This is a genomic window from Ruegeria sp. BB1 (assembly GCF_056539465.1).
This window is the reverse complement of sequence record NZ_JBQFVB010000009.1, coordinates 88,776-114,020: the sequence shown is the minus strand read 5'-3', so window position 1 is coordinate 114,020 and position 25,245 is coordinate 88,776. Positions and strand designations below refer to the sequence as shown.

The window sequence follows — 25,245 nt, the reverse complement described above, 5'->3', positions numbered from 1 at the left end:
ACTTAGTACCAGGCGTCGGGCAAGCTTTCTTTGCGTTTGGCAACGAATGCCTCCAACTCTTCTTTCAACGCCACGTCGATGGGAGGTGCCTCATAATCTTTCAGCATCTGGTTCCAGCGTTCATAAGCCCGCGTGCGCATGTCCTTGGCACCTTCATCCTCCCAGCTTTCGACGTTTTCACTGTGGCTGAGCGCGGGTTCATAGAACGCATCCTGATAATTACGAATGGTGTGACCGCAGCCCAGGAAATGACCGCCGGGACCAACCTCCTCATAGGCGTCACTGGCCAGCGCTTCGTCTGATGTGTCCAGCCCCAGGTCCAGAACCTTTTGATAAGACCCAAGCCGGTCCGCATCCATGATCAGCTTTTCGAAGCCGGCGCACAGTCCACCTTCCAGCCAGCCCGCCGATTGCAGCACGAAATTCGCCCCGGCCAACATGGTCGAATGCATCGTATCCGCGCTTTCATACGCGGCTTGCGCATCTTCGATCTTGGACGCTGTCAGCGATCCGCCACAGCGCAGAGGCAGGCCCACGCGTCGCGCGAGTTGCCCGATCGCATAATTCGAGATCACCGGCTCGGGCATGCCAAAAGTCGGCGCGCCGGATTTCAGCGACATCGAAGACAGGAAGTTCCCCAGTACAAAAGGCGCACCGGGACGGATAAGCTGAATATATGCACAGACCATCATCGCCTCGGCCAATGCCTGGGCCACCGAGGCGGCGGTCGACACCGGCCCCATCGCCCCGGACAGGATGAACGGCACCACCATCATACCTTGCCCCCGGCTGCTGTAGACCCGCGCGGATTCCGTCACCACCCGATCCACCAGCAGCGGTGAATTGGTGTTCACGTTGCCCATGATGACACAGTTTTCCGCCATCACATCCGCGCCAAATACGATCTCGGCCATGTCGACACTGTCCTGAGCGCGGCTCATCTCGGTAATTGCGCCCAGATGCGGTTTGTCGCTTAGCGTCATGTGGGCCAGCAACATATCCAGATGCCGCTTGCTGACTGGAACATCACACGGCTCGCAGGTCACAAAACCCCCGTGATGCAAGTTTGGGTGCAGGTAGGTAAGGCGCACCAGGTCTTCAAAGGAGTTCAGATCGCCATAACGCCGCCCACCTTTCAGATCACGCACAAAAGGGGCGCCATAGACCGGAGCGAAAACCTGATTTCGACCGCCGATGACAACCGATCGATCCCGATTGCGGGCCAACTGAGTAAACTCACGCGGTGCCTTGGCACAAAGGGCGCGAATCCAATCTGCAGGGGCGCGCACGATATCACCGTCGACCTGTGCCCCTTCGCACTTCCATAGCGCAAGCGCCTCGGGGTCGTCACGAAAGGCGATGCCGACGTCCTGCAAAAACCAATCCACCTGACGTTCCAGACGAACGACCTGCTCCTCGTCAAGCAGATCGTAAAACGGGGCCTGGCGCTGAATAAAGGGTGAGGCGGGCACAGCGATATGTGTGTCCTGCCGTTTTCTGGATGTCCGAGCGCGCCGTGCCATTGAAACCCTCATCGCCATGTTTCTTCAAGAACCATAGCGCTCAACCACATCTCTGTGACGGTTGAAAATATTGATGTTTAGCATAATCTGAAGTTATGCAAAAACCCTGGTCCCTCCTCTCCTCTCCTCGCCATCTGGTCGTCTTCGAAGCTGCCGCACGCACGGGATCGTTCACCAAAGCGGCAGAGGAGTTGAATGTGCAGCAACCCGCCGTCAGTGCCTCGATCAAGCAATTGGAAACCTCACTTGGCGTCGTATTGTTTCGGCGCAGCCATCGCAGGATCACTTTGACCAATGCAGGAAACCGTCTGTTTTCAGATGTCACCCGCGCGTTCGAGCTGCTGTCGCATTCTGCAGCTTCGATCCGGCAATTTGCCAGCAATGATCACGTGACACTCAGCGCTTCCTCGGCATTCAACAACTACTGGCTTATGCCTCGAATAGCATCGTTTCAGCAAAATCATCCCGATATTGAGCTGCGCCTGCAATCCAGCGATCGCGAGCCGGACCTGAATGTGGAAACTATCAGCCTTGCCGTGCGGTTGGGCGATGGCAATTGGCCCGATTGCGACGCGCATTTGATATCGGATGAGGTGATCTATCCCGTCGCTTCACCTCGCGTCATGGCCGCCGCCGTCACGCTCAAGAATGTGCCCGGCCTTCTGAATCAACGGCTTATTCACCTAGAGGAGCCGGTCCGTGAACGCCCCACATGGGAACAGTGGTTTCGCACCTTTGGCATCGCCGAGGTCACCCCTCGTACCGGTCTGCGGCTGAACGATTATGCCTTGGTTTTGCAGGCCGCGATGGCGGGCGAGGGCTTTGCCTTTGGCTGGCATCATGTCGTAGCTCCGCTGGTGCGGCAGGGCATGCTGGCGGCGCGTCCTGAATGGGCCTGGAAAACGGGCAAGGGGTTTTATCTGGTGTGGTCCAAAACTCGCCCCCTGACACCAAAGGCCGAGATTGTGCGGGATTGGATCCTGTCTTCCCGGCAAGAGGGATAACAAGGGCGGGGCGGGCGTCAGCGCCGGTCCGCGTCCATCATTGCGCGGCTGGCTGCCACTTCAGCTCTGACACCGCTGCGGAACATCAAAAACATCATCATGGCCACCAACACAAGCAGGGGAAGAACCATCAACTGGGTTCCGTTCATCCCCAGATAGACCGGCTTATCCAATTCCAGGCCGAACAGGTTTTGATGCAGGTTGACGTTGTAAATGTCATGATCTTCAACGTAATCAGCCGCCTCGCGCCAGGCGTCTTCATCTCCGGGTTTTAGTGTGGTTTTCTTGGTTTTCAGGACCCACTCATAGCGCAAGGACCCGTCAGCTTCGTTCCACTCGCCCTTGGTTTCAAAATCGACAAAGCGGTTTTCAAAGCTGTGACCGACCGGTTGGTTCAAGGATGCCGGCACATTGCGCATGACCACTGTGTGTACAGCGTGGATCGGATTATTAACCTGCGATTGCCCTGCCAACGCTGCGTCATCATCAAGCTCGTAAAGCTGATCCGAAACCACATAGCCAAAATGGCTCAGGTCCGCCCAAAGGCCATCTTCTTCGAACCCGTCGCGCGGCAGGGAATATCGCTGCACCAGCCGAATGACGTTGGCGTCAAGATCATCCTCAACAACCATCGCATCGGGATGCGTGGCACCGGGAAAGCGATCGGCATACCAATCTTCGTAATTCTTGTGCCGCTTTTCCTCATCCTGACGATCAAAAAGCCACCGCCTGTAATCTGCGTTCACACCGCGCCAGGTTTCGGTCACATCCAGAATGGCAGCCACCGGACCTTCATCCAACAAAGTGTACTCTTGCAGAACTTCGGACGTGGGCTCAGCTGGAAGATGCCGCACAATCTCGACCAGTTCGGTGCTGTCCGGTGACAGCGGCAGCCCCCAGGTGAAATCGGTCAGCGAAATGGCCCGGCCGACTCCGCCCTGCAACAAGTCGGTGGGGTCAACAAACCAATCGCCCTGTACATCGCGAATGCGAACAATCGCATGATCAAAAACAAAGGGCGACGGCAACATGCGTGGCAAGGCAGGTCCGATTTCATGATCCACGATGACCGCATCGGCTTGAATACCCAGATGCGCCAGCATCGAAATCAGCAACAGCGCCTTATCCTTGCAATCCCCGTAAGCTGTGGACCAGACCGTATTCGGCGTACGGGGTATCCAACCGCCTTCCCCGATGGAAACACTGAAATACCGCACACGGTCCTGAACCAGCCGCAGGGCCTGGGTCGCGCGCCATTCGGGGTCGTCCGATTGCGCCGCGATCTCTTCAAGTATCGCGATCAGATCATCGGGCAAAAGATCAGGACGAGGTCGGTAATCTGTCGCAAAGCGCTGTGCGATCTGTCCCCAATCGAGAAACGTGGACAGCTGCATCCCGTCATTCGAGACATCCCAGGCCTCTGCCGCATGCAGGTTTCTGTCTTCCTCCTCAATCTCGCCAAAAGCCCACGACAAGACCGTGCGCCCATTGGCTTCGTAACGGGTGATCGAGAAGTCTTCGGTATGATTCAGACCAAAACGGGTCGACGCTGGCAGGTCGATACTTATCCGCCTCTCCGTCCAACTGCTGACTCTGGGCTTGTCTGCCCAATAGTGGAACTGATCAGGAAAAACCGGTGTTGTCGCTTTTTTCGACCAGATGATCTCAAGGCCATCCCCCACGCGCAGATCGGCGATCTGGCCGAAATATTCAATATCGCCCTGCATCACGCCGGATTTGAGTTCACGCTCCAGACTCAATTCTCGAAACGGCAAGTCGAGTTGGTCAAATGTCTTTCCGTTCCGATGTATCCGCAGCCGATGCAATGTGGCGCGTTCGAAAATCGGATCCACCGTCAGGCGAACCTCACCGAAATCCTCAAGACTGGACCGGTCGTGAACAACAAAAAATCTCTGTCTGACGATTTCATACCCGGCCTCTTCGACCCGCATTTTCTCATCAAACAGGGGTTGGCTCACGGATCTGTCTGCTGCCAAAGCGGCCCCTCGATCCTGTGGCGAAACCTCTTCGTACCATGCAGGCAGGGTTGGATTTCGCAGCATCTCGGCTGCGGCGGGTTTGGATTGAAGCCAGCCGATGAATCCCAAGATCGTCACGAAAACAATCAACCAGACCACACTGCTGATCAGGAACGACCACCACCGTTTCTTTTTTCCCTGTTTCGGTACCGTGGCGTGTCTGGCGCCATCCCATGGGCCCAATCCTCGCGATGTACGGTGGGCAGCAAATAAGTTTGTCGCCGACGGGATTTCAGGGATGACAAAAACCTGATCGTCGGTCAGCTCAACAACAGTCAGAAAATTTTCGCAGTGTACCGCGCGCACCATGTTCCAGCCGATGCGCAAAACCCTGCCTTCCCGCCAGATCTCTAATCCTGACGTGTCGCAGGTCACTGCGGTCGGTCCCCAGGCGATGCCGCGCACAAGCCCGTACCGAGCAAAGTGCAGATGCCGCAGACGGGGCAGATGCTTTCGAAAAAACGACGCATGCGCCATCAGTGCGGTGACCAACAGCACGAGGCACAGCTGATTGAACAGCGGAAAACCTGCCTGCACGGTATTACCCGAAACAAGGGACCACAGGCCAAGCGCAGCAAACCCGGTGAGGATCAAGAAGGTCAAATAGTTGAAAACAGAATCCAACCTATTGGGGCATTTGGTTCCTGTTTTCCTTGCGACTCCTTCAAGCGCCTCAAACGCGTCCCGGGCCGAGATATTCTGCACCAACGCCGCATCCGGTGCGTCTTGCAGCGCAAAACTGCCTTTGCCCGAACGGCTTTCCTGTTTGAGTTTGCGCAGCAGGTGCTGGGCATCTTGCTCGGTCGGTAAGGGGATAAAAAGCAACCGCATATCGGGGCTGCGCCACATCACGAACCGCCCATTGCGTTCAAGTTTAGAGATATGCGCAAAATGCCAAGATTCGGTGAAATCCTTCTCTTGTGCGATGACGTGGTCTTGCTCAATCGAATAAGTCACTGCCTCGGGCACACGCTCAGTTGGAGTAAGAATAACAGGCGCGCGGCCCGTCCAGATCGCCCAGAAACTGCCTGCTTTCAACGCGCTCGACCGCGCAAAGAACAAGCATAGCAGCCCGACGAACAACGCGGTCCAAGGTTGTTCACCAGCCGCCGAAAGGCCCAGATTCGAATGCCATGAAACAAAGAAAGTGCCCACGGATTCAGCAAGGAAAATGGCAGCCCAGACACTCAAGGCCAGGGCAAAAAGCAGGTTCAGCGCAAACTGCTTGCGCGCCTCCAATTGGCGCAGCTCTGCCCGAACGGCGCCATTCAATTCGGTTTCAACGTTAAAAATGGGTGTTTTGACTGGTGCTGCCGAAATGTCAGGAAAAAGAGCGTTCACAATAAGAGAATCCCAAAAATCTAATACTCGCCAATAGATTGCACCATAGTGGCAGAATTATGGATTCCGTAACGTCCAAATCGCGCCCTGTTCAGGCACCCGCATTCCAGCGCGCGGCGGTGGGGGAACTCAAACGCAGGGAATCAACAGCCCGCGCAGCAATCTGATCGATCACGTCATTCAAATTTTGCGGCTTGAGGTAAAAGGCGGGCACAGGCGGCATGATCACGGCCCCCATTTCCGTTGCAGAGGTCATGTTGCGCAGATGCGCTAACGTCAACGGCGCTTCGCGGGTGAGCAGGATCAAAGGGCGGCGTTCCTTAAGCTGCACGCTGGCCGCTCGGGTCAGCAGGTTGTCGTCCAGACCCAACGAAATCGCTGCAAGCGTGCGCATCGAACAAGGCGCTACAATCATGCCCGCAACCGGGACCGAGCCGGAAGCGATACTTGCCCCCACATCGCCGGTGGCATGGTGCCGGGTCGCCAGATTGCACAGATCGTCCAACGCATCCGCGCCGCATTCCTGCGCCAACGTAAGATTGGCCGCCGGGCTGACGACCAGATCAATCTCAACTCCCAACCCCGACAAATTGCCCGCCACAGCAAGGCTTAGCGCTGCGCCCGATGCACCGGACACCCCCAATATGACACGGGCAGCGCTCATTGGCTCAGCCCCGGCATGATCCGGCCCAACAGATCAGCAGCAAAGGCCGCATCGGCATCCGAAGTTCGCATGACCTCACCCCATTCGCGCAAGGTTTCCGAACCGATCTTGGTTGTGGCATCGATGCCCATCTTGCCCGCCAATCCGGGTTGGGGCGAGGCAAAGTCGAGGTAATCCATGGCAGTATTTTCCAGCAACATCACATCGCGCACAGGGTCCATGCGGGTGGCCAGCGCCCAGGCGATGTCGTCCCAGCTAGACGGATCGATATCGTCATCCACGGCCACGATCATCTTGGTATAGCTGAATTGCGGCAACATCCCCCAAAGCGCCATCATCACCCGCCGCGCCTGTCCGGGATAGCGTTTGTCGATACTGACAATCGCCATGCGATACGAACAAGCGGCAGGTGGCAGCCAGAGGTCACGCACTTCGGGTATCTGCGCGCGGATGGTCGGCAAAGACAGTCGGGTGAACACTTCGCCGATGATGGCAGGTTCATCCGGGGGGCGACCGGTATAGGTGGACAGGTAGACTGGTGCTTCACGAAGGGTCACGGCGGTGACATGCATCACAGGAAACGGCTCGGCCGGGTTGTAGTATCCGGTGTGGTCGCCAAACGGTCCTTCGGGGGCGGTATCGGTTGGGGAAACCCAGCCTTCCAACACAATCTCGGCGTCGGCCGGCACCAACAGTGGCACAGATTTGGCTGGTATCATCCGGGGTCGTGTGCTGTTCAAGGCACCTGCAAAACTCAACTCTGACACGGTTTCCGGCAGCGGCAACGCCGCTGACAACAGCGTTGCCGGATCAGCACCCAAAACGATGACCACAGGCATTTTTTCACCACGCTGAACCCAGCTGCGATGATGCCCCGCCCCGCCGCGATGAGGCAGCCAGCGCATGATTAATCGGCTCCGGTCCAGAACCTGCACACGGTAAATGCCAGCATTGTAGCGGCTGACATCCCCGGCATCGCTGTCATACGGGCGGGTCACCACCACGGGCCATGTGATCAGTGGCCCGGCATCGCCCGGCCAATGGGTCTGTACCGGCAATGCAGACAGGTCGACATCTGTCCCGGTGTGGACAACATCCTGAACCGCCGCCGACCGAACGGTTTTTGGACGCGCTGCCAACGCCGCCTTCAACATCGGCCAGTGTGACAGGGCATCGCGCAACCCATCCGGCGGCGCGGGGCTGCGCAGCGCCGCCAGAAAGGACCCCAATTCATCCAGGCCATCTGGCGTAACGCCCAGCCCGGCGGCGACACGCCGGGCTGTGCCGAACAGGTTGACTACGACGGGAAAATCCAATCGGTCGCCCTGCGCCGTTACCGGGTGATCAAACCGCAGAACCGGCCCTTGTGCTTCCAAAACAGCGCGATGCACGGCCGTCATCTGGTGGCGCAAAGAGATGGGTTCGGACACCGCCTGGAATTGGCCGGTGCTTTCGCTCCAAACAAGAAAATCACGAAGGGTGGGAAATTTCGGTAAGGTGCGAATGGGACAGCTCCGGTAATCTGCCTTTCCCTAACAACGATTTTGTCGCGCAGAATTGACAACAGTCAATTAACGGGCACCTGCACCCGCCTACGACAGCAGGACCTGCTAAACCGCCGGAGGTCAGTTTGTCCGATCCTCACATAACAATACCGCACTGCCCCGCCCCTCTGGCGGCGGCGCTTCGACTGGTACCGCTTGCACCCCTGTCCCTGTCGCTGACGGTTTTTTCGCGCAAGATCGCCCGCACCTCACCCGGCCTGTTTCAGCGCCTCGGCGAATACAGGCAGACCGATTTTGTACTCGACCCGGTCGACCTGCCGATTGTTCTGTGTCTCAATCCCAACGATGGTCGACCAAAGGTGACCCTGACTCGCGGTCGGGGGAAAGGAGTGGCCCGGATCTCGGGTCCGCTTGCGGCCTTGCTTGGTCTGGTACACGGGGCCTTTGATGGCGATGCGCTGTTTTTCTCGCGCGATCTGGTGGTTGAGGGCGATACCGGCGCCGCCCTCGCCCTGCGCAATGCCGTGGACGATGCCGAACTGGACCTGGCGCAGGAAGCGGCCAGACTTACCGGGCCATTCGCGCGTCCGGTACAGCAGCTGATTGCCCTGGCCGAGCGTCAAACCGGCCTCTGCCTGACCCGACCCGAGGACGCAGTAATATGGTGATGGAAATCGTCTGCCCGGCAGGAACGCCTGCCGCCTTGCGGGCCGCCGTTAAGGCGGGGGCACATACGGTCTATTGCGGTTTCAACGATGAAACCAACGCCCGAAACTTTCCGGGCCTCAACTTCAATCGCAGCGAAATGCGCGATGCTGTAAGTTTCGCCCATCAACACGGCTCAAAAGTGCTGGTTGCCATCAATACTTTCCCGCGCGCAGGGGATGAGGCGATCTGGCACAGCGCCGTAGCAGATGCCAAAACTTGCGGCGCAGACGCGGTGATCCTGGCCGATCTTGGACTGCTGGACCACACCGCCCGCACCCACCCTGGATTGCGACGGCACCTGTCTGTGCAGGCCGCCGCTGCCAATGCCGATGTAATCAATTTCTATGCAGACACGTTTGGCGTCAAACGTGTGGTCCTGCCACGCGTTCTGTCCGTGCCCGAGATTGCCGCCATCAATGCCGAAACCGAGGTTGAGACTGAGGTGTTCGTCTTCGGCGGCCTGTGCGTGATGGCCGAAGGACGCTGTTCGCTCTCTTCCTATGCCACCGGATTGTCACCAAACATGAACGGGGTCTGCTCACCCGCCAGCCATGTGGCTTACTCGGAAGATCAGGGCGTTCTGGATGCGCGTTTGGGCGGTTATCTAATCCACCGGGTCGATAAGGGGGAACCGGCCCCCTACCCCACCCTGTGCAAGGGGTGTTTCACCGCAGGATCCCAAACCGGACATCTGTTCGAAGATCCGGTCAGCCTGAATGCCGAGCAGTTGATCCCGCAATTGCAAAAAGCGGGCGTTACGGCGCTGAAGATCGAAGGGCGGCAGCGGTCGAAATCCTATGTCGCGCAAGTGGTGCGCAATTTCCGCGCGGCGGTGGATGCGCTTGAGGCCGGGCGCCCGATGCCCGAGGGCATGCTGGCCCGCCTGTCCGAGGGGCAGGCCATGACAACCGGCGCCTACAAGAAAACATGGAGATAACGCGATGGAACTGACAGTCGGGCCCAGCCAGTTCTTCTGGCCCGCCGATTTCTGGACTGGGTTTTATCAGGACCTAACCCAGTCTCCGGTCGATCGTGTGGTGATCGGCGAGCTGGTCTGTTCCAAACGCCTGCCCTTCTACCAGGACCGCATCCCCGATGTGATTTCCGCGTTGATCGAGGCCGGGAAACAGGTTTCCCTCACCAGTCTTGCGCTGATCACGCTGAAACGCGAACGCAAACTGACCGCCGAACTGGCCGAAATGGGTGTGACGGTCGAGGTCAATGATTTGACCGCCCTGGCCCATCTGCCCAAGGGCTGCGCTTTCACGGTAGGACCGCTGGTTAATGTCTACAATGAAGGCACCCTGAACTGGCTGGCAGCCCGCGGCGCAAATCGAGTCTGTCTGCCGCCGGAATTGCCCCTGGAATCAGTTGAGGCATTGACGCGGGTTGCCAATGACCTGGATATCGCGATCGAGGTCTGGGGCCACGGCCGGTTACCGCTGGCCATCTCTGGCCGCTGCTATCACGCTCGCCTACATGGGCGCACCAAGGACAACTGCCAATTCGCTTGCGAAGACGACCCCGACGGGCTCGAGGTTCTGACCGGCGACGGCAGGCCCTTCATGGCAATGAACGGGGTACAGACCTTATCCGACAGCTATGCCTGCACCGACCATCAAATTGACCAATTGCGCTGGGTCGGAGTGTCAGCCTTGCGTCTGTCGCCACAATCCAAGGGGTTTGCGAAACTTTGTATACTGTACCGCCAGCGTCTGGATCAGACCTTGCCCCAAGGCGGTGTTGCAAAAGCGATCACGACGGAAGACCCCGCCCTGCGCCTAAGCGATGGATTCTTGACCGGCGCTTGCGGGGCGGACTGGTCAGGCACTTCCTGATTCTATGCAACACTTCTATTGCTTGGCCCGGATTGCACGACATTGTTCCTGAGCGCACGGCCGCCCTAAGCTAGCCGAGCATCCCGGACGTCATATCTGGTAAAGAAGCGGGCCGGCCCAACCTGCGACAGGTGAACCGGCCGTGCAGAACTTAGAAATGGGCCGACTTGGTCCCTTCCGGCGCGACGGGCGGTGCGAACTTTGTCAGGTCGATGCCTTCCACGGCGGATTTGTACTCTTCGATCTTCGGCGTCCGGCCTAAAATCGCTGAGAGGACAACAACCGGGGTCGATGCCAGCAAGCTCTCGCCTTTTTTGTCCGGTGCATCTGCCACGACGCGGCCCTGGAACAGGCGGGTCGACGTGGCAAGAACGGTATCACCCTTAGCGGCTTTTTCTTGGTTGCCCATGCACAGGTTACAGCCGGGGCGCTCAAGATAGAGAATATTTTCGTACTCGGTGCGCGCCTTCTGTTTCGGGAACAGGTCGTCGAATTCGAAGCCCGAGTATTTCTCGAGCACTTCCCAGTCGCCTTCTTCCTTCAACTCGTCGATGATGTTGTAAGTCGGTGCCGCAACCACTAGCGGAGCCTTGAATTCGACCTTACCGGTTTCCTTTTCCAGGTTTTTCAACATCTGGGCGACAATCTTGATGTCACCCTTATGCACCATGCACGATCCGACAAAGCCCAGATCAACATGTTTTTCGGCATTGTAATACGAGATCGGACGGATCGTATCGTGCGTGTAACGCTTTGACACGTCGGCATTGTTGACGTCCGGGTCGGCGATCATCGGCTCGACGATCTGATCCAGATCGACAACAACCTCAGCAAAGTATTTCGCGTTGTCATCGGGTGTCAGAGCAGGCTTTTCACCCGACTTGATCTCGGCAATGCGTGCATCAGCGATGTCGATCAGCTTTTGCAGCATCCCGTTTTCATGCTCCATACCCTTGTCGATCATGATCTGGATGCGCGACTTGGCCAGTTCCAGCGAACCGATCAGGGTCTCGTCATTCGAGATACAGACCGAAGCCTTGGCCTTCATCTCGGCCGTCCAGTCGGTGAAGGTGAAGGCCTGGTCTGCCAACAGCGTACCGATATGCACTTCGATCACGCGGCCCTGGAACACGTTGTCGCCATGCTGTTCCAGCATCTGCGCCTGGGTGGCATGCACCACGTCGCGGAAATCCATATGCTCAGCCATCTTACCCTTGAAGGTCACCTTGACCGATTCCGGAACCGGCATCGAGGCTTCGCCGGTGGCCAGCGCCAGTGCCACAGTGCCCGAGTCGGCACCAAAGGCCACGCCTTTGGACATCCGGGTATGGCTGTCGCCGCCAATGATCACCGACCAGTCATCCACGGTGATATCGTTCAGCACCTTGTGGATTACGTCCGTCATAGAGTGATAGACCCCTTTCGGGTCACGACCAGTGACAAGGCCGAAGTCGTTCATGAACTTCATCAGACGAGGCGTATTTGCCTGAGCTTTGGCATCCCAGACCGACGCGGTATGGCAACCCGACTGATAGGCTCCATCAACGCTGGGTGCCACGACGGTGGCGGCCATCGCCTCAAGTTCTTGCATGGTCATCAGGCCGGTGGTGTCCTGCGAACCGACGATGTTGACCTTCACACGTACGTCCGAACCGGCGTGCAGGGTCTTGCCTGGGGTTGAGCCCACGGCATTCTTGTTAAAGATTTTCTCGACCGCGGTCAGGCCCTGACCTTCGTGGCTGACTTCTTTCGACGGTGCAAACACCAAAGGTGCCTCAACACCCAGCGTCTCGGCCGCAAGTGCCTGCAGTTTCTTGCCGAAGACGATGGCGTAGGATCCGCCGGCCTTCATGAACTCTACTTTTTGCGGAGTGAAGGACGAAGGCACGTCAACCAGTTCTTCGCCATCTTCACTCAGAAGCTTTTGCGTTTTGGTGTTGATCTTCAGAACCGTGCCGGTTGCGACCGAGTACTTCTCTTCAAGGATCGGGTTGCCGTCATTGTTCAGGATCGCGTTGCCGTCTTCATCCACCTTCTTGACCCAGTTTTTCAGGTCCAGACCGATACCGCCGGTCACGCCCACGGTGGTCAGAAAAATCGGTGAAATGCCGTTGGTACCCGCAACGATCGGCGCGAAATTGACGAATGGCACGTAGGGGCTGGCCTGCTTACCGGTCCACAGCGCCACGTTGTTCACGCCCGACATCCGGGACGAGCCCACACCCATGGTGCCTTTTTCCGCGATCAGCATGACACGCTTGTCGGGGTGCTGCAGCTTCAGTGCTTCGACCTCCTGCTGCGCCTTATCCGAGATAAAGCACTTGCCGTGCAACTCCCGGTCAGCCCGCGAATGCGCCTGATTGCCCGGCGACAACAAGTCGGTCGAGATGTCACCCTCGGCCGCGACATAGGTTACGACTTCGATTTCTTCGTCGATCTCTGGCAACTTGGTAAAGAACTCTGCTTTGGCATAGCTCTCCAGAACGTCCTTCGCGATAATATTTCCAGCTTCATAGGCCGCCTTGAGACGGTCTGTATCGGCGTCGTACAAGAAGACCTGCGATTTCAGCACCTCGGCGGCCTGATCCGCAATCGAGGCATCCGAACCCAGTGCCAGGTCCAGCAGAACCTCAACCGAAGGACCACCTTTCATGTGCGACAGCAGCTCAAACGCGAAAGGAACCGAGATCTCTTCGACCTCAGCTTCGCCCAGAATAATCTCTTTCAGGAATTTGGCCTTTTCACCGGCAGCGCTGGTTGTACCAGGCAGCGTGTTATAGATGAAAAAGTTCAGCGCCCCGTCCCGGTGTTCGCTTGCCACATCCTTGATGTGGGCGACGATCTCTTTCACCAATGCGCCGTCGTCGATGGGCTTAGGATGCAGCCCTTGTCCTTTGCGGGTTTCGATCTCGCTGAGGTAATCTGTATAAAGGCTCATGGCTGTTCCGGCTGTTAGCGTTTCGTGTGGGTGCCTACCGGGTTTTCAGCGGGCTGACCACTGCCGGTATCGAATTGTATGCGGCGGTATACTAATTTTTCTAAGACTTCAAGTGACCATCTGAAAAATGCGATCACAAAGTCCGGTATGGGCCGCAGTTCAGCGGAACCAATAGTCCCACCCGTCTAAGTAGTACCCCGCCAGCACATGGGTCTGCAGCGTGTTGGGCTTGGCCGCAACGCGGTCCATATCGGCACCAAACACCTGTACGGCCTGCCAGACATCGGGTGTCTGATAACTCAGCCCATCCGGCACATCCAAACCTCGCCCCGACAGTGGCGCGAGTGAGGCCAGCACAAACCCCCGTTCCCCGAAACGGTTCTGTCGCAAATTCCTTTGAAGGACGATAAGGCAACGCAGGCGGGTTGATTATCTTACCAGTTGAACAAACTGCTGAAACAGGGAGAGTCCGGGTGTGAATTGACCTTTGCGGATCATGTTGACCAGCTCGATGCCAGCCAGGGCAGATGCAGCTGAATCGAAAGACTCAAACGATGATCAAGGCCTTCCTGAAAAGTGGCGGTCAGACGGAACGCGAAGCGACGGACTTCGCTGGAATCTTCGCCGATACGGCAGCTGAGCACGCCAAATCTGCGAGTTAATCGACCTTAACTTTCATTAGGCAGGTCATGAGCGTTGGTATCGTTCATAGCTTTTGAGCGGACATTCGTTCGAGGCGCAGCATCCGGCAGATTGTGCTCTTTCCAGACCTCGGATGCACCGCACTATCTGACTCGTGGAAAACCATCCGCACCAACAAGGCGGTCCTTAGCTACCGTTTAGTGGTGTTGCTCAATGCTGCGCCAGCAACCCACATTGCCGACCTTCGCTCTAAATGCTCGAAATTGGTGGTCGCGAAACTCTAGACTGCGGGCTCACAGCGGACTTTGCAGTCGTTTTCGCGAGGCTATCGCCAGTTTCAGATGATGACACAGTCGCACATTCCCGTCAAAATAACATCGCGAATACCACGCAGGTAAAGACCACACGAATTCGTTTTGAAAAAGAGCTTTAAGCAAGGAAATTTCATGATTCACTATCGAAATTGCATTGCTTTTGTCGCAGTAATTCTTGGTATGGGCGCGCTACTTACCGCGTTATTTGGGGGAAGCCCAACTGCGTTAGTGATTGTCGCCGTTTCAGTTTTTGTGGCTTCTCTCGCGATCTCGAAAACCAACCCTCTGAACGGAGAAGCCGTCGACCGAACTTACTACACATCGGCTATATTGGGAGCTTGTCTCTATTTCTACGCGCAGTCAGTGGAGCGCACAGAGTTTCTCGGGTATCGAGACCTGGCCGAACTAAGATCTCAGCTAGAGGACTCTCAGTCGACCGTGGATCGGCTTGAGATCGATGTCGAAAATGGAACGGGCGCGGCCCGATTCATCCGAGAGAACGAAGAGCAGTCAGTTCGCGAGATTAGTCGTGAAATTGCCGAGTTTCGTTCGCTTCAAATCGAGTTGAACGCAGCAGAACTGGACGCATGCTTAATTGGAAGCGGCTTTAACTTTGGGGCTACCGACTTCGGCCTAGATGAGCCCTCTGGTGTTGATGCAATCATTGATGACCATCAAAAAGAAATGGAGCGCGTATTTGCTCAACAAATGTGCTCTGCAGCAAGAACGAGAATCGAACAAGAGCGGGCCATTTTTGTCGAAAACTATCCGCTGGCGACAAGGTTCGGCGATATCGAGCAAACCGTGCTGAAAGAGAGAGGAATATCCCAACGTTTGGTACAGCTCGGCGGGTATAGCGTGACGATAGGAACAGCGTCTGCGGTCTTTAGCGGCGAATTTTCTATGGCAGAGCACATCACTGCCCTTGAAGAGGCACAAACCGTCCTCAAACAAAAAATCGACGATGTTCGGTCCAAAAGCGGAGAAATTACCGACGAAATTGAGAAGGAGAAAGAGCGATCAGCTTCCACAATTGGACAGATCGCTCTCTTCATCTGGCCATACGTCTTGATTGCACTGCTAGGGTTAAAGCTCTCTCGCGCGCCTAGAAAGAACACGCCTCAATTGGGTTAGCATCTTACTATCCGACCTCTTCTTGGGGGGATCGATCTGATATCCGCTTCATTGCTGTGTCTTCCGCAATCGCCTATGAGCGGACCGGTATAGTCGGCCCATTGCCGACCTTGAGCGCTATGTTCGAATGCTGCGTTTGCAGCCCGCATTACTGCCGTTCGCTGCACGGGCTATATACAGAGTGTTATGAACTCACCAAATGCGGGACGAAGCGGGCGCTAGAGTGTCCTAGGATTAGGAGCTAAATTATCGAAGCTCAACGGCAAAACTACTCGGTCTTTCGCCACTTTGACTAATAAGGCGAGGTCGATCTTGGGGCTATTCCAAATGCTCAAGAATTGGTTTCAAGCTATGAAGATAGAAAATGTTCGGCCTGTAGGCAGCGAACGTTAGCGTTTACCGCCTTACAATCAGTGACGGAGTTTACCTGCCTTGAACGGGGCTAGGCTCTCTTGGAACTGCTCGATGAACTCTAGCGTCACCAGTGACGGTTGCTTTAAAATCGGACGCACAAGGGAAAGCGTATGTGACAAGAGCGGTTTGAACGGTCGGTAGCTCAATCCCTTATCTGCATATTGGACGGCGTCCAACTCGCTGACCACGGAAATCCCAACACCTTCTACAGCCAATTCACAAGCCGCCGTGAACTGCCTGACTTCTATGTGGGAATTCAGTTTGACGTTGGCGCTTTGGAAGGCTTTTGAAAGCTGTCCAAAAAAATTGCTGTCGCGCCGTGTGTGAATAATCTTGGCGGTTGCAAGATCCGTAGGTGTCACCTCGGAGAGGTGCTCCAATTCATGTCCGGTAGGAAACACGCAAACTGTACGGACATCGATGTCTCTGCTTTCGACCGCCGGATGCCCGTTAAAGTTATCTGTGATTCCGAAATCATATTGCTCACCGATCATCCACTCGAGAATGCGTTCCGGTCTGTCAGGTTCGATCGTCATGGTTACACCTGGCCGATCTTGTAAAAACGTGGCGATGACGTTGGGAAGGTGACTGGTGGCGAACCCGGGCAAACATGCGATGCGGATGTGTCCCGCTTTGCGTTGGGTTATGTCTTGACTAACGTCCGAGATCTGCTTCATCAACTCCAAAACGCGCTCTACGCTGGGTTGCAGATAACGCACCTCCTGCGAAGGCACCAAGCGACCTTCACGGCGATCAAAAAGTTGAAAGCCAAGCGATTTTTCCAAATCGGAAAGCAGCCGGCTGACCGCAGGTTGGCTTATCCCAAGATCCGTAGCTGCAGCAGTGACCGATCCGTTTGTGGAAACTGCCATGAGCGCCTCCAATTGGCGGATCCTCAAAGTTTGACTCATACTTTGATCCTGGTTCGTTGTTTGCTTAGTTGTTTTATAATGTAATGTTATGTTTTTCTCAAAAATTAAATGCTTGAATTATAAATTTGTAACGTTAACGTCGTGAAATCGTCATGTGTGCTGATTACGCGTTGCGGTCGGTATTCAACGAAGCATCAACACTGATGCATGGGAGGAATCATGAATAAGCAATTTCTCGGCGCTCTCGCCGTAACTACTGCGTTGTCCCCCGTGGCGGCGATGGCCCAAACTGAAGTTCAGTTCTGGCACGCCTTCACCGGCCGACTGGGTGAGCTTGTTAAAGCGCAGGTTGAAGAGTTCAACGCCGGCCAGGATGAGTTCGTCGTGGTCGAAAGCCACAAAGGCAATTACTCGGAAACTCTGAACGCGGGTATTGCGGCTTTCCGCGCCGGTGAGCAGCCCCACATTCTAATGGTTTTCGAAGTGGGCACGGCAACGATGATGTCAGCCGAAGGTGCGATCAAACCCGTCTATGAAGTGATGGCTGAAAGCGGCGCGTCGTTTGATCCTGACGCGTACATTGGCGCTGTCAAAGGGTACTATACTACAACGGACGGAGAAATGCTCTCACTGCCTTTCAACTCGTCCACACCGGTTCTGTGGGTCAATCGCGATGCCTTCGAAGCGGCGGGTGTTGATCCGGACACAGATCTATCGACCTGGGAAAAGGTTGGCGACGTACTTGAGCAGCTTAAGGCTGGCGGCGAGGACTGCCCGCTGGTGACTGCATGGCAAAGCTGGATTCACCTCGAGAACCTGTCGGCCTATCACGACGTTCCGTTCGCATCGCAGGACAACGGTTTTGCCGGTCTGGATACCGAGCTGATGCTGAACGGTCCGGCGCAGGTCGCACACCTGACAGCAATGGGTGACTGGGCCAAGGATGGCAAGTTCATCTATACCGGACGCAGAAATGAAGGTGGTGCAAACTTCCGGGCTGGCGAATGCGCATTGTTTACCGAAAGTTCGGCCGGTTACGCTGGCATCAGCTCCGAAGCCGAGTTCGAATTCGATGTTCGCCCGCTGCCCTATTGGGAAGGCGTCACAAGCGAGCCGCAGAACACCATTATCGGCGGTGCGTCCCTTTGGGTGATGGAAGGTCATGACGCCGAGGAATACAAAGGCGTCGGCGAATTCCTCAGCTTCCTGTCGTCTTCGGACGTTCAGGCGGCGTGGCACCAGAACACCGGTTATCTTCCGATCACGGCCGAAGCTGGTGAAGCCACGCGTGCCGCAGGCTTTTACGACGAAAACCCGGGAACCGATATCGCTGTGATCCAGATGACGGCGAAAGAGCCCACCGCAAATTCGAAAGGTCTGCGTTTGGGGTCGTTCGACCAAATTCGCGGCATCATCGACGAAGAGCTCGAGGCCGTCTGGTCCGGCGAAAAAACCGCTCAGGAAGCGATGGACAGCGCGAAAGAGCGAGGTGACGCTCTGCTGCGCCGGTTCGAATCCGCCAATCAATAAGTCGTAACTCGATGCGGGCCTGTTTCGGGCCCGCATTTTCTATATTCGGTGGTTTATAGGGATGGAAAAACGCGTCACCTTTCGCGGCTGGCTGTTGCCATTGGCGCTAATCGCCCCGCAGGTCGTCATTTCCGCTGTATTTTTTTTCTATCCGGCGGGGCAGGCTGTTTGGCAATCTCTATTCATACCTGACCCCTTTGGGCTGTCGTCCCAGTTTGTGGGTCTCGGTAACTTTGAATTCCTGCTGAGCGATAAATTCTACCGAGCCTCTTTCGTGACGACAGCGGTGTTTTCAACGCTTGTCACTCTCTGCTCGATGATCCCGGCGTTGTTTCTGGCGGTCATCGCGGACCGCCTGATCAAAGGATCGGGCGTTTACCGGACGCTACTGATCTGGCCCTACGCCGTTGCCCCCGCTGTTGCAGGCGTGCTGTGGCTGTTCATGTTCAACACACGCGTCGGCGTCGTCTCGTGGTACCTCGGCCAACTCGGCTATGACTGGAACCATGTCCTGAACGGAACCGAGGCCATGGGGCTGGTTGTTGTCGCCTCGGCCTGGGGGCGCATCAGCTATAACTTCCTGTTTTTCTTCGCGGCATTGCAGTCAGTTCCAAGGTCCGTGATTGAGGCCGCTGCGATCGACGGCGCGCGTTTCTGGCGCCGGTTCTTCACCATAGTGCTGCCGCTCTTGTCACCCACCGCGTTCTTCCTGCTGGTGGTTAATGTTGTCTACGCCTTCTTTGAAACCTTCGGCGTGATCCACACGATTACCGGTGGTGGACCACAACAGGCAACAACCATTCTGGTCTACAAGGTCTTCTCGGATGGGTTCGTGGGACAGGATTTGGGTTCTTCTTCGGCGCAATCGGTCATCCTGCTGATCGTCGTCGGCTTGCTGACGGTCATCCAATTCAAATACGTGGAAAAAAGGGTGCACTACTGATGGCAGCCCAACAACACGGAATGGTCGAAAAACGCGGGATGGGGATCTGGCTGACCCATGCCATGATGATCCTCGGGGTGTTGATCATCTTTTTCCCGATCTGGCTGGCCTTTGTCGCGTCGACCGTAACCCAACCGGAAATCGTGACACCGCCCATGCCGTTGGTGCCGGGTGATCAGTTCTGGGAAAACTACAAGGCCGCGCTGTTTTCCGGCGTGAATGTCCCGGTTGCAACGATGCTGTTCAACAGTTTGGTGATGGCCATCGGGATTGCCGTTGGCAAAATAGTCATCTCGCTGCTGTCAGCCTTTGCGATTGTCTATTTCCGTTTTCCCGGGCGGACAACATTCTTTTGGCTGATCTTCCTGACGCTTATGCTGCCGGTCGAGGTGCGTATCGTTCCAACGTTCGAAGTTGTTGCCGGGTTCGGTATGCTCAACAGCTATTACGGATTGATCTTCCCTCTTATCGCTTCGGCCACGGCAACATTTCTTTTCCGGCAGTTCTTTCTGACGATCCCGGATGAACTGGCCGAAGCTGCCCGCGTGGACGGGGCCCAGCCGATGCGGTTCTTCATCGATATCGTGGTGCCGATGAGCCGGACCAATATCGCAGCGTTGTTCGTGATCCTGTTCATCTATGGGTGGAACCAATATCTCTGGCCGCTTTTGATAACCACCGATCCTGAAATGAACACCATTGTGATGGGTATCAAACAGATGTTCCCTTCTGGCGATGATGTGGCCGAATGGCCAGTCATCATGGCCACATCCATTCTGGCGATGATCCCGCCAGTCATCGTGGTGGTGTCGATGCAAAAGCTCTTTGTCCGCGGCCTTGTCGATAGCGAGAAGTAAGAAATGGCAACAGTAACCCTTGAGAACGTCAAAAAGAGCTTTGGCCCGACGGACGTCATCCATGGCATCGATATCGACATTGCGGATGGTGAGTTCATTGTAATCGTTGGCCCTTCGGGCTGCGGGAAGTCCACGCTGTTGCGGATGGTTGCGGGCCTGGAAACCGTGACATCCGGCGAAATCCGGATTGGAGAGGAACGGGCCAACGACAAAGAGCCGATGGATCGCGATATCGCTATGGTGTTCCAGAACTATGCGCTCTACCCACATATGTCTGTGCGCCAGAACATGGGTTACGGGCTGAAAATCGCCGGGTTGCCGAAGGCCCAAATTGACCAGAAAGTGACCGAGGCCGCCAGACTATTGCAGCTGGAACCCTTGCTGGATCGCAAACCCAGACAACTATCAGGCGGTCAGCGTCAAAGGGTGGCGATGGGTCGGGCCATTGTCCGCGAGCCAGCAGTTTTCCTGTTTGATGAGCCGCTTTCGAACCTAGATGCCAAGCTGCGGGTTCAGATGCGTCTGGAAATTCGCGAACTCCAGGAAAAGCTGGGGATCACGGCGCTCTATGTGACCCACGATCAGGTCGAGGCCATGACGATGGCCGACAGGATGATCGTGATGAATGGTGGCATCGCCGAGCAGATTGGAACGCCGTTAGAGGTCTACGAAACACCGAGAACTCTGTTCGCGGCACAGTTCATTGGCAGCCCTGCGATGAATGTGTTTGACGCCCAGCGTGAAAACGGGACGATCAAGATCGGTGAAATTGCGGTCGGCCGTTCTGCAGGTCCCGATACCGCGTTGAAGCTGGGGATACGCCCAGAGCATCTGCTGTTGGATGATAATGGTCCGCTGGAATCGGCGATTCAGATGGCGGAACCGTTAGGGGCCAACACTTTGTTGCACGGTCAACTAGCGAGAGTCGGCGGAGCGATCACGATAAGCCTTCCGGGAGTCCATCCGATCGAGGGCCGGCATCCGAACTTGCGGTTCTCGGTCGCCCCAGAGCACATGCATCTGTTTGACCAATCAACTGGTGAAAGGCTGGGCGGCTAATGACGTTTCCTCAAGTCGAAGCCTTCCGTGGTGGCGAAAACCTGATCCGGGTCGTGGGACATCGAGGGGCAAGAGGCGTTTTGCCCGAAAACAGCATGATTGGTTTTGATTTCTCGCTGTCTATCGGTGTCCCGCTTCTTGAGTTTGATGTTGTCCTGACGGCGGATGACGTGCCGGTCATAACCCATAATCATCGTCTGCACGCACCGAGCTTTCGCGGCGCAGATGGCCTGTTTCTGACCGGGGAGGAACCGAAGGTTTCGTCACTGACTTTCGAAAAGATTCAGCAATTCGATATTGGACGGTTAGACGGGCATTCTGCCTATGGCCAACGCTTTCCAGACCAGGCCCAATTGGAAGGCGTTCGAGTCCCAAGGCTGATGGACTTGCTAGAATTGGTGAGTGAACCAAAATACGGCGATGCCTATCTGATGCTCGAACTGAAGTCGGATCCTGACGTGGCCCATGATCCGCTTCATAGGGAGAACTTTGTCGGGCGAGTTCTACAGGAAGTTCGCGGCAAAGGTCTTTCGTCGCGCGCAGTACTGCACAGTTTTGACTGGAACCTTCTGGAGGAATGTCAGCGAAAAGCTCCTGATATGCCGTCTTCTTACCTTACACAGCTTCCAGATAACGCGGATGATGTTGGGGAGGATTCCTCGAAAGCGGTTTGCCCTGACTTTCGTGGTCGTTGTGATGAAATTCCCTATTTGGTCAAGCAAGCTGGCGGTTCGCTTTGGTGCCCGTACTTCGCGGATGTAACGGCTGAAAATGTGGCGCGCGCAAAAGATCTGGGCCTATGTGTTGCCGTTTGGACGGTGAATGAACACGAAGAAATAGACAGGATGATCGACCTGCGCGTGGATGCAATCGTATCTGATTACCCTGGGCGGGTTCAAAGGCATCTGTCGGATTTAGGCATGGGTTGGCATATCGACAACCAGTGAATTCTGCATTGCTAATTCGTGACGTTTATTATGTTTCTTCCAGTCGCAATCGGAAAGGGTTGGTCACATCTTCACTTCAACCTCCTGCGTAGGGCGAGAAGCATAACGGCTCAGCGTACTAAACAAGTTGCAGCATTGCCTCTGCAATTGTTCGGCGGTCGCCCCAAAGTACTTCTTATCACGTCGCGCTACACAGGACGCTGGATCATGCCCAAGGGCTGGCCGATGGACGGCGAGCAAGACTGGTGCACGGTAGAAATTGAAGCGCTGGCGGAGGCTGGTGTGGAAGATACAGTTTCTCGCAAGCCGATCGGTGAGTTTGAGAACGCTAAGACTTTTAACGACGGTACCAGTGTCCAAGTGAAAGCCACCGTCTACCCGCTCTACATCGATAAGGTGAAGCCCGGTGGAAGGAAAGGCACGAAAGAAAAAGGCACTGGCTTTCACCGAAAGGAACTGCGAAAGAACTCAAACAGCCAGAGTTGGAAGACTTGCTCTTAGACCTAAAAAACAATCCAAGAATGAACAGATCAATACGCGCAATCGCAGCGGCTTGAGGCTATCAACCCCTGGCCAGCTTCGCGTACCCGTCTCTGGTCTGTGGCGTTTTAATGCCCAACAAACTACCTGCAAGCTGTGTTTTCAGAATCTGCGCAGTTCCACCACCGATGGTAAACATGCGCACGTCGCGATACATGCGCTCGATTGGCTCCTGCGCGCCGTATCCGCGCGCACCAAATATCTGCAAGGAGTCGTTGACGACTTTGATCGCCTGTTCAGACGCAAAGGCTTTTGCCCTGGCTGCCATTGCCATGTCGGGAAACCCAGTCGAACCAAGGGATCCAGCGGCTTCATGCAACATCAGACGGGACGCATGGACCGCCGTGTCCATGTCTGCAAACATCCATTGAAGACCCTGAAACTCCTGCAACGGGCGGCCGAATTGATGACGCTCACGCAGATATCTTTTTGAGTGCTCCAGCGCACCGGCTGCAATTCCCATGGCTACCGTTCCCGCCCCGACACGCTGGCTGTTATAAGCGGTCATCAGATCGGCAAAGCCACGTTTTATTCCCGATGGGGTGACCAGCGCGAAACGCTCATCAACTTCCAGATCGGTAAAACGAAGCTCAGTTTCGGGCATGCCGCACAGCCCCATGGTCCGTTCGCGACCGACCACATCGAACCCTTTGGGGGCGATACCGTTTTCAGGATCGTAGTGAACCAGAAAACCGGTGATCCCGAGATCGGTTCCGTCCTCATCCAGAACACGCGCAAAAATTAGGTAAAGCTTCGAAACGCCGCCGCCCGTGATCCAGTGTTTGCTGCCGTTGATCAGATATTTCCCGCCAACACGCCGGGCCGTTGTCTGCATCTCGGTCGCCGCGCTGCCGGCGTTGGGTTCAGTTATACAGATCGCGGGCTTGTCCCCGGACAGGACAAGCGGGGCCACAAAATCCCGTTGCTCATCTGTTCCATAGGCCATGATCGCGCTGATGCCGCCCATATTGGCCTCGACGACAATCCTGGCACTCAACGCGCAGGCCTTGGCGATTTCTTCGACGGCCAAAACCACGTCAAGGTATGAGGCGCCGAGCCCTCCGAACCTGGGCGGGATTGTCATGCCCATAAGCCCTGCGTCAGTCAGTTCACGTACGTTTTCCCAACAATAGGTGCGAGTTTCGTCCCAGTGACCGGCCCGGTCCGCAAATCCTGGAGCAAGTTCGCGGGCGATTTCCTGATACGTCTTTGTTCCTTGGTCAAGCATTGGGTGATCCTCTCTGTTCACAATTATGTGAGAGCTCGCATGTTATTTTCAATCGAATTTACTTTGCCTTTAAATTAAGTTTTATTGAATTTATGCAGATTTCAGCTTTTGAAACACTGGTTGCGATTGCGCAGCACAGCTCATTTTCTCGAACCGCAGAAGTGCGCAACATGACACTGTCTGCTGTCAGCATGCAGATGAAATCGCTGGAAGAAGAGCTTGGCACAGCGTTGTTCGACCGCCGGTATCGGCCGCCCAAACTGACGCCACTCGGAGTGAGGGTTGCTCAGGACGCCAAGACAATAGTTGATGCCTACTCAGTTCTGAAATCAAGATGTGTGCCTACCGATCAACTGACCGGAACGTATCGGGTCGGGTTTGTCCCTTCTGCTGCTGCTCGCATCCTGCCTCTGTTTCTTGGAACGGCAGAACAGTTGGCTCCAAAAACAATGTTGAGAACCAGCACCGGATTGTCAGAGACTTTGTGCGAACAGGTCCGGAACGGTCAACTGGATGCCGCAATCGTAACTGAAATCGCAGACGCGACATATGATCTTTGCTGCGAAACCGTGATCCGTGAGGAAATGGTGATCGCGGCACCGCTGGACAGCAAGGTAAAAGGACTAAGCGGACTTTCCGGATCACACCCTTTTTTGCATTTCATTCCGTCGTCGGGCATTGGCAAGCTGATCGCCCAATACCGTGATCAGATGCAATTGAAGTCGAAGGAAGTGATTATCCTTGATAGTATCGAAGCCATCGTAAACTGCGTTAAAAACGGCATCGGATACGCGCTTTTACCAAAAACAGACGTATTGCGGTATGGCGCTGAACAGGTTCTTGTCCTGCCGTGTAAGCCGCAGCCGTTGTTTCGCAACATCTCACTGGTGACACGCGAAGACGCCCTGACTGAAGTATGGCGCTCAAAGCTGAAGACATTGCTTGAGGCCAGCATAACCGGTCTGGAAAACACAGAAATCTAAGTTGCTTAAATCGTTTGGTGGATCGCCCGCAACGCGGTCCATAGCGGCACTAAACACCTGTACGGCCTGCCAGACTTCGGGTGTCAGATAACTCAGCCCATCCGGCACACCCAAACTTCGCCCCGACAGTGGCGCGGGTGAGGCCAGCACAAACCCCCATTCCCCGAAACGGTTCTGTCGCAAATTCCTTTGAAGGACGAGAAGGCAACGCAGGCGGTTTGA

At 55.7% G+C, this 25,245-nt stretch carries 20 protein-coding genes and 1 pseudogene; 12 read left to right on the top strand and 9 right to left on the bottom strand.

Annotation, left to right across the window (positions count from 1 at the left end; genetic code table 11):
* Positions 1-2: 2 nt before the first annotated feature.
* On the bottom strand, positions 3-1,523 hold the full coding sequence (locus tag ACR0AL_RS17360) for a trimethylamine methyltransferase family protein (RefSeq protein ID WP_480648345.1): 1,521 nt from the start codon (positions 1,521-1,523) through the stop codon (positions 3-5).
* A gap of 95 nt (positions 1,524-1,618) precedes the next feature.
* On the opposite strand from ACR0AL_RS17360, the gene ACR0AL_RS17355 reads away from it, so the two are divergent.
* Complete coding sequence (locus ACR0AL_RS17355; RefSeq protein ID WP_480648347.1) at positions 1,619-2,527, top strand: LysR substrate-binding domain-containing protein; 909 nt, start codon at positions 1,619-1,621, stop codon at positions 2,525-2,527.
* 17 nt (positions 2,528-2,544) lie between these two features.
* On the opposite strand, the gene ACR0AL_RS17350 is transcribed toward ACR0AL_RS17355, so the two are convergent.
* The 3 genes from ACR0AL_RS17350 to ACR0AL_RS17340 all read right to left on the bottom strand — a co-directional run bounded on the left by ACR0AL_RS17350 (position 2,545) and on the right by ACR0AL_RS17340 (position 8,076).
* Positions 2,545-5,907 carry a DUF3857 domain-containing transglutaminase family protein gene (locus ACR0AL_RS17350; RefSeq protein WP_480664033.1) on the bottom strand — a complete coding sequence of 1,121 codons (3,363 nt, stop codon included), beginning with the start codon at positions 5,905-5,907 and terminating at the stop codon, positions 2,545-2,547.
* Between the two features lie 91 nt (positions 5,908-5,998).
* Complete coding sequence (locus ACR0AL_RS17345; RefSeq protein WP_170394548.1) at positions 5,999-6,571, bottom strand: UbiX family flavin prenyltransferase; 573 nt, start codon at positions 6,569-6,571, stop codon at positions 5,999-6,001.
* The gene (locus ACR0AL_RS17340; RefSeq protein ID WP_480664067.1) at positions 6,568-8,076 is read right to left on the bottom strand and encodes a UbiD family decarboxylase; all 1,509 of its coding nucleotides are present in this window, start codon (positions 8,074-8,076) and stop codon (positions 6,568-6,570) included. Before ACR0AL_RS17340 ends, ACR0AL_RS17345 begins: the two co-directional genes overlap by 4 nt.
* 125 nt (positions 8,077-8,201) lie before the next feature.
* On the opposite strand from ACR0AL_RS17340, the gene ubiT reads away from it, so the two are divergent.
* Genes ubiT through ubiV form a run of 3 tightly spaced genes read left to right on the top strand, consistent with a single transcriptional unit; the run spans position 8,202 to position 10,622 of the window.
* Positions 8,202-8,744, top strand: coding sequence for a ubiquinone anaerobic biosynthesis accessory factor UbiT (gene ubiT, locus ACR0AL_RS17335; RefSeq protein WP_170362670.1), 543 nt, complete (start codon positions 8,202-8,204; stop codon positions 8,742-8,744).
* Complete coding sequence (gene ubiU, locus ACR0AL_RS17330) at positions 8,744-9,721, top strand: ubiquinone anaerobic biosynthesis protein UbiU (protein WP_480664065.1); 978 nt, start codon at positions 8,744-8,746, stop codon at positions 9,719-9,721. Before ubiT ends, ubiU begins: the two co-directional genes overlap by 1 nt.
* 4 nt (positions 9,722-9,725) lie before the next feature.
* Positions 9,726-10,622 carry a ubiquinone anaerobic biosynthesis protein UbiV gene (ubiV, locus tag ACR0AL_RS17325; RefSeq protein ID WP_170351221.1) on the top strand — a complete coding sequence of 299 codons (897 nt, stop codon included), beginning with the start codon at positions 9,726-9,728 and terminating at the stop codon, positions 10,620-10,622.
* Positions 10,623-10,773: 151 nt separating this feature from the next.
* On the opposite strand, the gene ACR0AL_RS17320 is transcribed toward ubiV, so the two are convergent.
* The 3 genes and pseudogenes from ACR0AL_RS17320 to ACR0AL_RS17310 form a co-directional block, all read right to left on the bottom strand.
* Positions 10,774-13,560, bottom strand: coding sequence for a bifunctional aconitate hydratase 2/2-methylisocitrate dehydratase (locus tag ACR0AL_RS17320; RefSeq protein WP_170351220.1), 2,787 nt, complete (start codon positions 13,558-13,560; stop codon positions 10,774-10,776).
* A 159-nt stretch (positions 13,561-13,719) separates the two neighbouring features.
* The gene (locus ACR0AL_RS17315; protein WP_170351219.1) at positions 13,720-13,917 is read right to left on the bottom strand and encodes a hypothetical protein; all 198 of its coding nucleotides are present in this window, start codon (positions 13,915-13,917) and stop codon (positions 13,720-13,722) included.
* A 72-nt stretch (positions 13,918-13,989) separates the two neighbouring features.
* Positions 13,990-14,112 (bottom strand): annotated as a pseudogene (locus ACR0AL_RS17310) (IS6 family transposase); the annotation flags it as partial.
* Between the two features lie 536 nt (positions 14,113-14,648).
* On the opposite strand from ACR0AL_RS17310, the gene ACR0AL_RS17305 reads away from it, so the two are divergent.
* Positions 14,649-15,650 (top strand): hypothetical protein, encoded by a 1,002-nt coding sequence (locus tag ACR0AL_RS17305; RefSeq protein WP_480664031.1) that lies wholly within the window; start codon positions 14,649-14,651, stop codon positions 15,648-15,650.
* 410 nt (positions 15,651-16,060) lie between these two features.
* On the opposite strand, the gene ACR0AL_RS17300 is transcribed toward ACR0AL_RS17305, so the two are convergent.
* Positions 16,061-16,975 (bottom strand): LysR substrate-binding domain-containing protein, encoded by a 915-nt coding sequence (locus tag ACR0AL_RS17300; protein ID WP_480664029.1) that lies wholly within the window; start codon positions 16,973-16,975, stop codon positions 16,061-16,063.
* Between the two features lie 180 nt (positions 16,976-17,155).
* Here ACR0AL_RS17300 and ugpB point away from each other — a divergent pair, with 180 nt between their 5' ends.
* The 6 genes from ugpB (at position 17,156) to ACR0AL_RS17270 (ending at position 22,773) form a co-directional block, all read left to right on the top strand.
* A complete protein-coding gene (gene ugpB / locus ACR0AL_RS17295) occupies positions 17,156-18,466 on the top strand; it encodes a sn-glycerol-3-phosphate ABC transporter substrate-binding protein UgpB (protein WP_170351216.1) in 1,311 nt (436 codons plus the stop codon).
* 61 nt (positions 18,467-18,527) lie between these two features.
* On the top strand, positions 18,528-19,409 hold the full coding sequence (ugpA, locus tag ACR0AL_RS17290) for a sn-glycerol-3-phosphate ABC transporter permease UgpA (RefSeq protein WP_170351215.1): 882 nt from the start codon (positions 18,528-18,530) through the stop codon (positions 19,407-19,409).
* 20 nt (positions 19,410-19,429) lie between these two features.
* Positions 19,430-20,266: a sn-glycerol-3-phosphate ABC transporter permease UgpE gene (gene ugpE / locus ACR0AL_RS17285; RefSeq protein WP_480664063.1), complete on the top strand. Its 837-nt coding sequence runs from the start codon at positions 19,430-19,432 to the stop codon at positions 20,264-20,266.
* A 3-nt stretch (positions 20,267-20,269) separates the two neighbouring features.
* Positions 20,270-21,325: a sn-glycerol-3-phosphate ABC transporter ATP-binding protein UgpC gene (ugpC, locus tag ACR0AL_RS17280; protein WP_480664027.1), complete on the top strand. Its 1,056-nt coding sequence runs from the start codon at positions 20,270-20,272 to the stop codon at positions 21,323-21,325.
* On the top strand, positions 21,325-22,272 hold the full coding sequence (locus ACR0AL_RS17275; RefSeq protein ID WP_170351213.1) for a glycerophosphodiester phosphodiesterase family protein: 948 nt from the start codon (positions 21,325-21,327) through the stop codon (positions 22,270-22,272). The genes ugpC and ACR0AL_RS17275 overlap by 1 nt, the downstream gene beginning before the upstream one ends.
* 207 nt (positions 22,273-22,479) lie before the next feature.
* Positions 22,480-22,773: an NUDIX hydrolase gene (locus ACR0AL_RS17270; protein ID WP_170351212.1), complete on the top strand. Its 294-nt coding sequence runs from the start codon at positions 22,480-22,482 to the stop codon at positions 22,771-22,773.
* A gap of 61 nt (positions 22,774-22,834) precedes the next feature.
* Here the strand turns inward: ACR0AL_RS17270 and acdA are convergent, their stop codons facing one another.
* Positions 22,835-24,040 carry a 3-sulfinopropanoyl-CoA desulfinase gene (acdA, locus tag ACR0AL_RS17265; RefSeq protein ID WP_480664025.1) on the bottom strand — a complete coding sequence of 402 codons (1,206 nt, stop codon included), beginning with the start codon at positions 24,038-24,040 and terminating at the stop codon, positions 22,835-22,837.
* On the opposite strand from acdA, the gene ACR0AL_RS17260 reads away from it, so the two are divergent.
* Entirely contained in the window at positions 24,040-25,023 is a 984-nt protein-coding gene (locus ACR0AL_RS17260) for a LysR family transcriptional regulator (protein WP_480664023.1), read from the top strand. The two genes, acdA and ACR0AL_RS17260, sit on opposite strands and share 1 nt — an antisense overlap.
* The last annotated feature ends 222 nt before the right edge of the window (positions 25,024-25,245 follow it).